At 45.4% G+C, this 13,417-nt stretch carries 11 protein-coding genes; all 11 read left to right on the forward strand.

Annotated elements, in window-relative coordinates; genetic code table 11:
• Position 1 precedes the first annotated feature (1 nt).
• On the forward strand, positions 2–319 hold the full coding sequence (gene ftsL, locus OCT63_RS09855) for a cell division protein FtsL (protein WP_060467160.1): 318 nt from the start codon (positions 2–4) through the stop codon (positions 317–319).
• Positions 316–2,073 carry a penicillin-binding transpeptidase domain-containing protein gene (locus OCT63_RS09860; RefSeq protein WP_161672828.1) on the forward strand — a complete coding sequence of 586 codons (1,758 nt, stop codon included), beginning with the start codon at positions 316–318 and terminating at the stop codon, positions 2,071–2,073. The genes ftsL and OCT63_RS09860 overlap by 4 nt, the downstream gene beginning before the upstream one ends.
• An 18-nt stretch (positions 2,074–2,091) precedes the next feature.
• Positions 2,092–3,576 carry a UDP-N-acetylmuramoyl-L-alanyl-D-glutamate--2,6-diaminopimelate ligase gene (gene murE / locus OCT63_RS09865; protein ID WP_269983660.1) on the forward strand — a complete coding sequence of 495 codons (1,485 nt, stop codon included), beginning with the start codon at positions 2,092–2,094 and terminating at the stop codon, positions 3,574–3,576.
• Complete coding sequence (locus OCT63_RS09870) at positions 3,576–4,949, forward strand: UDP-N-acetylmuramoyl-tripeptide--D-alanyl-D-alanine ligase (protein WP_161686364.1); 1,374 nt, start codon at positions 3,576–3,578, stop codon at positions 4,947–4,949. Before murE ends, OCT63_RS09870 begins: the two co-directional genes overlap by 1 nt.
• The gene (gene mraY / locus OCT63_RS09875; RefSeq protein WP_017056044.1) at positions 4,946–6,028 is read left to right on the forward strand and encodes a phospho-N-acetylmuramoyl-pentapeptide-transferase; all 1,083 of its coding nucleotides are present in this window, start codon (positions 4,946–4,948) and stop codon (positions 6,026–6,028) included. The genes OCT63_RS09870 and mraY overlap by 4 nt, the downstream gene beginning before the upstream one ends.
• A 62-nt stretch (positions 6,029–6,090) precedes the next feature.
• A complete protein-coding gene (gene murD, locus OCT63_RS09880; protein WP_269983667.1) occupies positions 6,091–7,407 on the forward strand; it encodes a UDP-N-acetylmuramoyl-L-alanine--D-glutamate ligase in 1,317 nt (438 codons plus the stop codon).
• 22 nt (positions 7,408–7,429) lie between these two features.
• Positions 7,430–8,626: a cell division protein FtsW gene (gene ftsW, locus OCT63_RS09885; protein ID WP_136997163.1), complete on the forward strand. Its 1,197-nt coding sequence runs from the start codon at positions 7,430–7,432 to the stop codon at positions 8,624–8,626.
• A 12-nt stretch (positions 8,627–8,638) separates the two neighbouring features.
• Positions 8,639–9,700 (forward strand): undecaprenyldiphospho-muramoylpentapeptide beta-N-acetylglucosaminyltransferase, encoded by a 1,062-nt coding sequence (gene murG, locus OCT63_RS09890; protein ID WP_060467166.1) that lies wholly within the window; start codon positions 8,639–8,641, stop codon positions 9,698–9,700.
• Between the two features lie 13 nt (positions 9,701–9,713).
• Positions 9,714–11,174, forward strand: a complete 1,461-nt coding sequence (gene murC, locus OCT63_RS09895; RefSeq protein WP_060467167.1) for a UDP-N-acetylmuramate--L-alanine ligase — start codon at positions 9,714–9,716, stop codon at positions 11,172–11,174.
• A gap of 191 nt (positions 11,175–11,365) precedes the next feature.
• Positions 11,366–12,145: a cell division protein FtsQ/DivIB gene (locus tag OCT63_RS09900; protein ID WP_060467233.1), complete on the forward strand. Its 780-nt coding sequence runs from the start codon at positions 11,366–11,368 to the stop codon at positions 12,143–12,145.
• Positions 12,138–13,406: a cell division protein FtsA gene (gene ftsA, locus OCT63_RS09905; protein ID WP_017056050.1), complete on the forward strand. Its 1,269-nt coding sequence runs from the start codon at positions 12,138–12,140 to the stop codon at positions 13,404–13,406. The genes OCT63_RS09900 and ftsA overlap by 8 nt, the downstream gene beginning before the upstream one ends.
• The last annotated feature ends 11 nt before the right edge of the window (positions 13,407–13,417 follow it).

The raw sequence follows: 13,417 nt of genomic DNA on the forward strand, positions 1-13,417 counted from the left end.
AATGAAGACCTCTAAGCCTAATTTAGCCAAGATAATATTTTTTGATTTGATCTCTGTGGGCAAGGTCCCATTGGTGCTTCTTATCTGTATCTTTGCGAGTGCGATGGGGGTCGTTCTCACAACACATATGTCACGTCAGGCGATCACGCAAAAAGACACGGCATTGGTAGAGCGAGAGCAACTTGATGATGAGTGGCGTAATTTAATGCTTGAAGAGACAGCACTGGCTGAACATAGTCGTGTTCAAGCATCGGCAAAAAGAGATTTAGACATGAAACGTCCAGACTCTGACAAAGAAGTTGTGATCACACTAAAATGACCGCTAAAAAGGAAAAAGCACGCACGAGAGCTGTTAATAAATCAACGAAAGAGCGTGTGAAGAGCGAAAAGGATTCTAATCCAACTCTAATTAAATGGCGTTTTAACGTCGTTATTGCTTTCGTGTTCCTTGCCTTTGCGACATTGGTTGCCCGTGTGGCCTATATCCAAATCATTGAACCAGATAACTTGATTCGCCAGGGCGACCTTCGTTCTGTACGTGTGAAGGCAATTCCTTCTGCTCGCGGTATTATCTCAGACCGCAATGGCGAACCGCTTGCGGTTAGTGTTCCGGTTGAAGCGGTATGGGCTGACCCAAAAACTATTTTCGATAAAAATGGCATGGCCCAAATCGATCGTTGGTATGCGTTAGCGGATGTACTTGGTTTAGAACGACAATCGATGATCGATAAAATCTCTAGTAACAAGTCCCGTCGATTTATTTATCTGCAAAGGCAAGTTAGCCCAGCGATGGCTAAGTATATCCGTGATCTAAAACTGGTCGGCGTTGGTCTTAAAGCGGAATCTCGTCGTTATTACCCTGCGGGTGAGATCAGTGCGCACTTGATTGGTGTGACGGGTATCGATGGTCATGGGCTTGAAGGCGTAGAGCGCAGCTATGATCAATGGCTCACTGGTGAAGCGGGTAAGCGAACAATACGTAAAGACCGTTATGGCCGTGTGGTAGAGAATATTGCATTAGAGGAGCGTGAACAAGGTAAGCAATTAGAGCTCACCATTGATCAGCGTTTACAAGCAATAGCCTATCGAGAAATTAAGCAGGCGGTCGCTGATCATAAAGCGACTTCGGGTTCTGCAATTTTATTGGATGTAAAAACTGGCGCTGTTTTGGCGATGGTTAATGCTCCTTCGTATAACCCGAATAACCGTGCTGACCTGCAAAGTTTTAAGATGCGTAACCGTGTCTTAACCGATGCGATGGAACCGGGCTCGACAGTGAAACCTTTCGTGCTTTTAGCCGCACTAGAAAATGGCACAGCTAACCCTGATACGGTTATCAATACTGGTAATGGCATCATGCGTATTGGTGGTAGCCGTGTTCGTGATACATCGAAAGTTGGCAAAGCTGATTTAGCAACGATTTTAAAGAAGTCGAGTAACATCGGTGTAGCAAAATTGGCGCTTGATATGCCACTAGAAGCTTTGCTTGGGATGTATAGTTCTGTCGGACTGGGTGAAATGTCTGGTCTAAACCTAGTAGGGGAAACCAGTGGTATCTTCCCGAATCGACGCCGTTGGTCTAAGTTTGAAATTGCCACCTTATCATTTGGTTACGGCCTATCTGTGACGCCGCTCCAGTTAGCGCATGCTTATGCGACACTGGCGAATAAAGGCTTGTATGAGCCGATTCATATTATTAAGAGTAATGATCGGAGTTTCTCTAAGCAGATCATCAAGCGCGAAAACGCTGAACTGGTACTGCAAATGCTAGAAGGGGTAACCCAAAAAGGCGGTACGGCAACAAGAGCCGCAGTGCCTGGTTACCGAGTGGCAGCCAAGACGGGTACATCTCGTAAAGCCGAAGCTGGTGGCTACAGTGATGAGTATATCGCTGTTACATCAGGTTTTGCCCCGGTTAGCGACCCAAGAGTTGCACTGGTTGTGGTGGTCAATGAGCCTCAAGGCGATCTTTACTACGGTGGTTCGGTAGCCGCTCCCGTTTTTTCTGAAATCATGAAGGGTGCACTGCAAATACTGAATGTCCCTGCTGATGAAAACAAATTTCAAGAATAGAGCCAATCAGGATTCAATATGAGTAATAGCCTCACGCTGTCATCTTTACTTTCTCTTTGGGGGGATTTTAGTTCACCTGAACTGGATGCGATTACGGTTGAGCAGTTGGAGTTGGATAGCCGTGTAATCAAAGACGGTGATATTTTTGTTGCCATCGTTGGGCATGCCGTTGATGGTCGTCGCTTTATCGACAAAGCCGTCGCGCAAGGTGCAAAAGCCGTAATAGCACAAGCGGGTGATGATAAAACTCATGGCTTGGTCGAGTGGTTAAATGCAGTTCCTGTTGTTTATGTCTCAGAGCTAAATTCAATTCTCTCTGAACTGGCTGGCCGAGTTTATTCTTCTCAAGCGACCAAATTGATTGGCGTTACAGGCACCAATGGCAAAACCACCATCACCCAGTTGACTGCTCAATGGCTAGATCTAGTCGGTCAACGCTCTGCGGTGATGGGCACCACAGGTAATGGCTTCTTAGATAATCTAAAAACAGCCGCTAATACCACAGGCAGCGCGATTGAAATACAGCGCACGCTGAGTGAGTTGGCTGAAGAAAATGCCGTTTATACCGCGATGGAAATCTCTTCTCATGGTTTGGTTCAAGGCCGAGTAAAAGCGTTGGATTTTGAGGTTGGTGTATTCACTAACCTGAGTCGTGATCACCTTGATTACCATGGCACGATGGAAGAGTACGCATTGGCTAAGAAGAGCCTGTTTACTCAACACAAATGCAAGCATGCAGTGATCAATGTGGATGATGAAGTAGGCAAAGCGTGGCTGTCAGATTTGCCCAATGCGATAGCCGTTTCACTGTCGCCGTTAACGGGCTATCAACAATCGGTATGGGCATCTGATGTCGCTTATGCAGAAACCGGTATTCAGCTGTCTTTCGATGGTCGTTGGGGACAAGGGAAGCTTTCTGTTCCACTGATTGGTCAGTTCAACGCATCAAATGTCCTGGTTGCTTTTGCGACTTTGCTTTCGTTGGGTATCGACAAGCAAACCTTGGTCGACACTGCGCCTCAGCTTCAACCTGTCATTGGTCGTATGGAGCTATTCCAAGTGCCGAATAAGGCAAAAGTGGTTGTCGATTACGCTCATACGCCCGATGCACTAGAAAAAGCATTAGCAGCATTGCGCGTGCATTGTTCTGGGCAACTGTGGGCAATCTTCGGTTGTGGTGGTGATCGCGACACCGGTAAGCGCCCAATGATGGCGATAACGGCAGAGCAGTTTGCCGACAAAATTATTATTTCAGATGACAATCCTCGCAGCGAAGATCCTGCTTTGATTGTTAAAGACATGCTAGCTGGTTTAAATGAACCAGAATCGGCGTTCGTCGAGCATGATCGCTATCAAGCGGTTAAGTTTGCTTTAGAGCAAGCGGGTCGCAATGACATTATTCTTTTGGCTGGTAAAGGCCATGAGGATTACCAAGTATTGAAAGACAAAACGGTACATTACTCAGACCGAGAGTCTGCGCTTCAACTTTTAGGTATTTCATAATGATTGATGTATCACTCGAGCAGATTTGTTCTGCTGTCGGCGGTGAGCTGATTGAGGCTGGCAAGTCAAACCATAGCGTAATTAATGCCGTTTCTACTGATACTCGCACCGTCGAAGAAGGTGCACTGTTTGTCGCTATCGTCGGTGAACGTTTTGATGCACATGATTTTTGCCATCAAGCTGTGGAGGCAAATGCGAGCGCGTTGTTAGTCGAACGAAAACTTGACCTAAATATTACTCAAATTGTTGTTGAAGACACTAAACTGGCTTTAGGTCAGCTAAGTGCCTGGATTCATGAACAATGTAATGTCCCAACCATGGCGATTACAGGCAGCTGCGGTAAGACGACCGTTAAAGAAATGGTCGCAAGTATTCTACAGCAACGTGGCAAGGTGCTGTTTACAGCAGGCAACTTCAATAATGATATTGGTGTACCACTAACCTTGTTACGCAGTGAGCCAAGCGATAATTATACCGTGATCGAGTTAGGCGCTAACCATATCGGGGAGATAGCCTACACCACACAACTGGTGAAACCGCAGGTAGCTTTGGTGAACAATGTCGCCGCGGCGCATTTAGAAGGCTTTGGTTCTATTGACGGTGTGAAACAAGCGAAAGGTGAAATCTTTCAGGGGCTTGCTACCGGTGATACTGCTATTGTTAATTTAGAGAGTAACGGTGGCGACTTTTGGCGTGAAGTACTTGCAGATAAAACGGTACTGACATTTTCAGAAAACGATAACACGGCGGATTACTTTGCTAAGAATCTTCGCATTAATGAGCTAGGTGAAGCTTGTTTTGACATGCAAACGCCACAAGGCGCTATGCCTGTTGAACTCGGCATTATCGGCCAGCATAACGTAGCGAATGCGTTAGCGGCTGCAGCGTTGAGTATTCAATTTGGTGCCACGCTGGATGAAGTAAAAAATGGTTTAGCGAATCTTATCTCGGTTAAAGGACGAGTTGAGGTTCAACAATTAAGTCAGAATATCAAGCTGATAGATGACAGTTATAACGCCAGCGTGCCAGCAATGAAGGCGGCAGCTAAATTGCTGTCAAGTTTCAAAGGTCAACGTTGGCTAATTTTAGGCAATATGGCTGAATTAGGTGATGAAAGCCTTGCACTTCACCGTCAAGTCGGTGAATATGCTGCCCCATTCGCTTTTGAGCATGTACTCACTTACGGTAATGATACCAAAGTGATTAGTGAGATCTGTCATGGTACTCACTTTGACACGCATCAAGCGATGATCGCGCACATAGAGCAGCACTTATGCTTGCCAGAAAACGCGTCACATACCTTGTTGGTAAAAGGCGCAAATAGTGCAGGAATGAGTAAAATAGCCGCTGCTTTACAGGAGAACTTTTCATGATAATTTGGCTTGCAGAGCTACTACAGCCACACTTTTCTTTTTTCCGTTTGTTCGAATACTTATCGTTTCGTGCAATCGCGAGTATTTTGACTGCTTTGTGTCTGTCGTTGTGGATGGGACCTCGTTTAATTGAGCGTCTGCAAATGCTACAAATTGGTCAAGTTGTTCGTAATGATGGACCTGAATCTCACTTTAGCAAACGTGGTACACCGACCATGGGTGGTGTGATGATCTTAGCTGCGATCATTATTACGGTATTGATGTGGACTGATCTTTCGAACCCTTACGTTTGGGCCGTATTAGTTGTACTTGGTGGTTACGGTGCGGTCGGTTTTGTTGATGATTATCGTAAGGTGGTTCGCAAGAATACCGATGGCCTGATTGCTCGTTGGAAGTATTTTTGGCAGTCGGCTATTGCATTGGTTGTGGCGTTTGCTCTGTATGCTCACGGGCAAGATACCGCGGCAACACAACTGGTTGTTCCTTTCTTTAAAGAAGTGATGCCACAGTTAGGCTTGTTGTACATAGTACTGACGTACTTTGTTATTGTTGGTACCAGTAATGCGGTAAACCTAACGGACGGTCTAGATGGCTTAGCTATTATGCCTACGGTTATGGTGGCGGCTGGCTTTGCTGTGATTGCTTGGGCAACGGGTAACGTTAACTTTGCGGCATACCTACACATTCCCTACATTCCATACACATCTGAACTGGTTGTGGTTTGTACGGCAATTGTGGGTGCTGGGCTTGGTTTCTTATGGTTCAACACATACCCTGCTCAAGTATTTATGGGTGATGTTGGCTCCCTAGCGCTGGGTGGTGCATTGGGTGTCATTGCTGTGTTAGTTCGCCAAGAGTTGGTACTGGTTATTATGGGTGGTGTTTTTGTGATGGAAACCTTGTCCGTTATTCTACAAGTGGGTTCTTACAAACTGCGTGGTCAGCGTATTTTCCGAATGGCACCGATTCACCACCATTATGAACTTAAAGGTTGGCCGGAGCCGCGCGTAATCGTACGTTTTTGGATCATCTCAATGGTATTAGTACTGATTGGTCTAGCGACATTGAAAGTCCGTTAATCCTAAGCGAGCCTCTCAACTCGTAGAGGCTCTTCCAAACTATTAAGAGCGTCTTGTTTAAAATGGAACGTTGGCAGAATATTCAAAATGTAGTGGTTGTAGGGCTCGGTATTACCGGGCTCTCTGTCGTTAAACATCTCGTAAAATATCAGTCTCATACTCATGTGAAGGTGATTGATACTCGTGAGCGACCGCCGGGCAGAGAATCATTACCTGAATCGGTGAAACTGCATTCTGGAAGTTGGAATAGCCAATGGTTAGCGGAAGCTGACTTGGTCGTTGCTAACCCAGGTATCGCCTTAGCGACGCCAGAAATTCAAGATGTTGTTCAAGCGGGCACGCCTGTTGTTGGTGACATCGAGTTGTTTGGCTGGGCGGTGAATAAACCTGTTGTGGCAATTACAGGTTCAAATGGCAAGAGTACGGTGACCGATCTAACTGGTGTGCTTGCTAAAGCTGCTGGTCTTAACGTGGGTGTTGGTGGCAACATTGGTATTCCAGCTTTAGACCTTCTTGAGCTCGATGCCGATTTATATGTCCTTGAGCTATCAAGCTTTCAATTAGAGACAACATCGAACCTAAACCTAGTGGCGGCAGCGTTTTTGAACCTGTCAGAAGATCATATGGATCGCTACCAAGGTATGGACGATTATCGTGATGCCAAGTTAAGAATTTTTAATCATGCTCAGTGTGCGATTGTAAACCGCGAAGACAAAGAGACTTATCCAGAGCATACGATGCCGTTGGTGACATTTGGTCTCGATGACCAAGAGTTTGGTGTTGCAACGAGTAGTGGCATCGAATGGCTAGTGGATAACAATGAACTGATAATTCCTACCCAAGATTTAACATTGGTTGGACGTCATAATGTGGCGAATGCGTTAGTCTCTTTAGCACTATTGAAGCAAGTAGGTATTGATTACAGAAAGAGCCTTGAAGCTCTGAAAGCTTACAATGGCTTAACTCATCGTTGCCAAGTGGTGGCTGATAAACGCGCGATCAAGTGGGTCAATGACTCAAAAGCGACCAATGTGGCCAGCACATTAGCGGCTCTTACTGGTTTAGAGTGTCAAGGTACTTTGTATCTCTTGGTAGGCGGTGTGGGGAAAGGTGCCGATTTTAGTGAGCTTAAACCTGTGTTATCAGAACTAGAGCGTGTTCAACTATGTTGCTTCGGTGAAGATGCGATGCAGTTTATGCCTCTGCACCCATCGGCTAAGACGTTTGAAACTATGCGCGATATTATCGAGAGCATTTCTAAACAGCTCGCTCCGGGGGATATGGTGATGCTGTCTCCTGCTTGTGCAAGCTTCGATCAGTTTAATAATTTCATGGCGAGAGGTGATGCGTTCACTGAACTTGCTCATGAGTATGCTTAACGTGTTGAAGGACTAACATTTAGTGCTAAGAGTGAAAGAGATTAACCAATTCATTTGGCAATGGCTGAACCGTGCCACACCAGAGGCACTTTACGATCGTCAATTGGTATGGATTGCTCTTGGATTGATGTTAACGGGGTTGGTGATGGTAACGTCGGCTTCGTTTCCTATCAGCGCTCGCTTAACCGATCAGCCATTTCACTTTATGTTTCGTCACGCCATCTTCCTTGTTTTGGCGTTAGGCGTGTCCAGCGTGATTCTACAGATACCGATGAAGCGCTGGTTTCAATACAGCACGTATCTACTGGGTTTATCATTCTTTCTACTGATCGTGGTATTGGCCGTCGGTAAATCGGTTAACGGTGCATCGCGTTGGATTCCACTTGGGCTGTTTAACTTACAACCTGCCGAAGTCGCTAAATTATCGCTGTTTATCTTTATGGCTGGTTATTTGGTTCGAAAACAAGATGAGGTGAGAAAAACCTTCTTTGGTGGTTTTGCTAAGCCCATCATGGTGTTTGGTGCCTTCGCTGTGTTGCTACTGGGTCAACCCGATTTGGGGACGGTCGTCGTAATGTTGGTGACCTTGTTTGGTATGTTATTCATTGCGGGGGCTAAGCTCTCACAGTTCATCGCACTGATGGTTGCTGGTATTGCCGCTGTGGTTGGTTTGATTGTGGTTGAACCTTACCGTGTCCGACGTGTGACCTCATTCTGGGAGCCTTGGAATGACCCGTTTGGCAGTGGTTACCAGTTAACTCAATCACTCATGGCGTTTGGCCGTGGAGATTGGATGGGGCAAGGTCTCGGCAACTCAGTTCAGAAGTTAGAGTACCTTCCAGAAGCACATACCGATTTTGTATTTGCTGTATTGGCTGAAGAGTTGGGTTTTGTTGGCGTGACTTTAGTGCTGATTCTTATTTTTAGTTTGGTCTTTAAAGCGATCCTAATTGGGAAGAAAGCCTTCGAGAGCGACCAATTATTCAACGGCTATCTTGCCTTTGGTATTGGCATTTGGTTTGCTTTTCAGACACTTGTTAACGTCGGCGCTGCTTCAGGTATCGTTCCAACGAAAGGTCTAACATTGCCGTTGATCAGCTATGGTGGTTCAAGTCTCATTGTGATGTCAGTTGCTGTTTCCATGTTGTTACGTATCGATCACGAATGTCGATGGCAAGAAAAAGAACAAACAGATAATCAAAACGAATCAATAGAGTAAGAATCTAACGTGATGAAACAAAATAAAAAACTCTTAGTGATGGCTGGTGGTACTGGCGGTCACGTTTTTCCTGGGTTGGCGGTGGCGAAAAAGCTTCAGCAACAAGGTTGGGAAATTCGATGGCTAGGTACGGCGGACAGAATGGAGGCTGACTTAGTGCCAAAGCATGGTATTGAGATAGACTTCATCAAAGTTAAAGGCCTTCGTGGTCAAGGCATTAGCAAATTAATTAAAGCACCATTTCAGATTATTAATGCCATACTTCAAGCAAGACAGCACATCAAAGCGTGGCAACCAGATGTAGTGCTTGGCATGGGCGGATACGTCAGTGGGCCTGGCGGTATTGCAGCTTGGTTGTCTGGTATTCCGGTGGTTTTGCATGAACAAAATGCGGTGGCAGGTTTAACCAACCAATGGCTTTCTAAAATAGCGAAAAAGGTCTTCCAAGCTTTCCCTGGCGCTTTCTCTACAGCAGAAGTCGTGGGTAACCCAGTACGTGAAGATGTTGTGAGTCTTCCTGAACCAGAGCAACGCATGGCAGAGCGTGATGGCGATATTCGCATCTTGGTGATGGGCGGTAGCCAAGGGGCTAAAATACTTAACGATACTCTGCCAATGACCTTGGCTCAGTTGGGTTCTGGTTTTACTGTGATGCACCAAGCCGGAAAAAATAATCAACAACAGGTCATGGATCAATACAAATCACATTCTGTAAATAATGTTCAAGTGACAGAATTTATTGATGATGTGGCGCAAGCTTATGAGTGGGCCGATCTACTAGTGTGTCGCTCAGGCGCATTAACCGTCTCGGAAGTGTCAGCAGCGGGTGTGGGTTCTATCTTTGTTCCGTTTATGCACAAGGACAGGCAGCAAGCTCTGAATGCCGATCACCTAGTTGAATGTGGCGCCGCGTTAATGATTGAGCAGCCTCAGTTGACGGCTGATAAGCTAGCGAGCACTATCGCTCAGCTTGATAGAAATGAATTAAAAATGATGGCTACAAAAGCTCGTCAAGCAGCTAAGCTTGATGCCGATGTGACCGTCGCTGAAGCGATTAAAGCTTTAGCAAAATAATGAGATTGAATTGATGACGATTGAACATACCCAAGACTTAGCGCAAATCCGTGCAATGGTGCCAGAGATGCGCCGTGTTAAATCTATCCACTTCATTGGCATTGGTGGCGCCGGAATGAGCGGGATAGCTGAAGTCTTGCTGAATGAAGGCTACCAAATTACCGGGTCTGATATTGCTCAAAATCTAGTGACTGAGCGTTTGATTAGCAAGGGCGCGACTATTTATATCGGTCACCAAGCAAGTAATGTTGCTGATGCTAGTGTGGTGGTGGTTTCAACCGCTATCAACGAAGAGAACCCAGAAATTATTGCCGCTCGTGAAGCGCGCACACCGATTGTTCGTCGTGCAGAAATGCTGGCTGAGCTGATGCGTTTTCGTCATGGTATTGCTGTGGCAGGTACGCACGGTAAAACAACGACCACAGCGCTAGTGACACAGATTTACTCGGAAGCGGGTTTAGATCCAACTTTCGTCAACGGTGGCTTGGTGAAAAGTGCGGGTACTAATGCTCGTTTAGGCTCAAGCCGTATTCTTATCGCTGAAGCTGATGAAAGTGACGCATCGTTTTTACACCTGCAACCAATGGTCAGTATTGTAACGAATATTGAAGCTGATCACATGGACACCTACGGCGGTGATTTTGAAACGCTAAAGCAGACCTTTATTGATTTCTTACATAACTTACCATTCTATGGTCAGGCGGTGATGTGTATTGATGATCCTGTAGTACGTGAGCTTATTCCTCAGGTTAGCCGTCAAATCATTACTTACGGTTTCTCAGAAGACGCCGATATTCGTATTGAAAACTACGTACAAGAAGGTCAGCAAGGTAAGTTCACAGTGGTACGTGAAGGTAAGGCTAACCTAGATATCACGCTAAACATTCCAGGGCGCCACAACGCACTGAATGCATCTGCCGCGATTGCGGTTGCTACTGAAGATGACATCAGTGATGAGGCGATCCTAAAAGCGATGGCGGGAACGGAAGGTACTGGTCGTCGTTTTGATCACCTTGGTGAATACGAAACAGGGAACGGCGTGGCAATGTTGGTCGATGATTATGGCCATCACCCGACTGAAGTGAATGTAACCATTCAAGCGGCTCGCAGTGGTTGGACTGATAAACGTCTTGTGATGATTTTTCAACCTCATCGTTACAGCCGAACGCGAGATCTGTACGATGACTTTGCAAATGTTCTTGATCAAGTTGATGTCTTAATCTTATTAGATGTTTATTCAGCAGGTGAGAAACCTATTGCTGGTGCTGACGGGCGTTCATTGAGCCGAACTATTCGCGGGCGTGGTAAGATTGACCCAATTTTCGTGGCTGATATCAATACTCTGCCATCGGTTTTAGCGAACGTAATTCAAGGTGGAGACCTTGTTTTGACGCAGGGTGCAGGTGATGTTGGTCGTGTAGCCAAGCAGCTTGAATCGTTACAATTAGATATAAATAAGATGTTGAACGCGTAACAAAATACTGTTTACAGACTGTGGTTGATCGCTCACTTCTTGCGATTGACCTAAAATTGACCAAAAATCTTCTTATCAACGTTTGATAGTTTGATTTTGCTCAGTATAATTCATAGGTTAAAGTAAGTACTTTTACCTCTATTATGAAGATAGGGAATAGAATTGCGAACCAACTACAGGGAATGCGGGCTTTGGTAGAAAGTACTTTTAGCGAAAACCGCCACCTATTCAGTTTACCATCGCTCAAGAAACATGCCCTAGAAGGGTCTTTTTTTGTCATGGTATTGCTATTCATTGGGTTTCTTTTCTATACCACACTGACTTGGATGTGGGACGATCAACGATTGCCTCTCTCCAAAATAGTACTTCAAGGCGACTTAACTTACGTAACCGCTGGTGATGTTCAACATGCATTTAGCGAGATTGAGCATATCGGTACATTCATGTCACAAGATATCGGTGTATTGCAAGAAAGTTTGGAAGCGTTGCCTTGGGTATCAGTTGTCTCTATTCGTAAACAGTGGCCAGACACAATAAAAGTATTTTTGACTGAATATCAAGCGGCAGCAATCTGGAATGGCAACATGCTGCTGAATGAAAATGGTCAGGTATTTAATGGTGATATCGGCCTTTTGAAGGGCGATAGAGTTAAGCTTTATGGCCCTGACGGCACCAGCCAAGTAGTAATAGAAAAGTGGCGACAGATAACCCCTTTGATTAATAGTTTAGGGTTGACGGTTACCTCGCTCGTTCTCAATGAGCGTCGTGCTTGGCAAATAATCCTAGATAACGGTATCCGTTTAGAGCTAGGTAAAGATTCTTTAGATGAGCGTGTTGAACGCTTCATTTCGCTTTATAACGAATTAGGAAGTAAAGCGAATCAAGTGAGCTACATTGACCTCAGGTATGATACGGGAGCCGCTGTAGGCTGGTTTCCAGAGCAAGAGTTAGAAGAGAGCACAGATGACTAAGACCGCAGATGACAACATAATCGTTGGTCTTGATATAGGCACTGCGACCATATCAGCTCTGGTTGGTGAAATACTGCCTGATGGTCAAATCAATATCATTGGTTCAGGGCAAAGCCCATCCAGAGGTATGGATAAAGGTGGTGTAAACGACCTAGAGTCGGTAGTGAAGTCGGTTCAGCGAGCTATTGATCAAGCAGAGTTGATGGCTGAATGCCAAATCAGCAATGTATTTATCTCGCTATCGGGCAAGCACATCGCAAGCCGAATTGAAAAAGGCATGGGCACTATCTCTGATGAAGAGGTGTCTCAAGACGATATGGATCGAGCGATCCATACCGCGAAATCAATTAAAATAGGTGATGAACAGAGAATTCTGCACGTAATTCCACAAGAGTTTACCATTGATTATCAAGAAGGAATTAAGAACCCTCTTGGTTTGTCTGGTGTTCGAATGGAAGTCAGTGTTCACCTAATTTCTTGTCATAGCGATATGGCAAGAAATATTATTAAAGCTGTCGAACGATGTGGTCTCACTGTAGAGCACATCGTGTTTTCAGGACTTGCCTCAAGTAATGCGGTAATTACTGAAGACGAGAGAGAGCTTGGAGTGTGTGTGGTTGATATCGGTGCTGGTACGATGGATATTTCCATTTGGACTGGCGGCGCACTGCGACACACAGAAGTCTTTTCCTACGCAGGAAATGCAGTAACCAGTGATATTGCCTTCGCTTTCGGCACGCCAGTAAGTGATGCTGAAGAGATAAAAGTAAACCACGGTTGCGCTCTGAGTGAACTCGTAAGCAAGGATGATTCTGTTAACGTCCCAAGTGTTGGTGGTCGTCCATCGAGAAGTTTGCAAAGACAAACTTTGTCGGAAGTGATTGAACCACGTTACACTGAACTTATGGGGCTTGTTAACCAAACTATTGATACGGTTCAATTGCAGCTACGAGATGAAGGTATTAAACACCACCTTGCAGCTGGCGTCGTTCTCACTGGTGGAGCAGCACAAATTGACGGGTTGGTAGAGTGTGCGGAACGTGTTTTCCGCAATCAAGTTCGAGTTGGTAAGCCATTAGAAGTTAGTGGCTTAACTGACTATGTTAAAGAGCCGTATCATTCTACGGCGGTTGGTTTACTTCATTACGCAAGAGATTGTCAGATCAGTGATGAAGGTGATTACAGCGAACCTAAGCGTTCTGCACCTTCAATGTCTGGTTTATTTGGCAAATTGCGTAATTGGATACAAAAAGAGTTTTAACCTGAGTTGCA

It is taken from the genome of Vibrio sp. RW, from assembly GCF_027587105.1.
Classification (GTDB): Bacteria; Pseudomonadota; Gammaproteobacteria; order Enterobacterales; family Vibrionaceae; genus Vibrio; species Vibrio toranzoniae.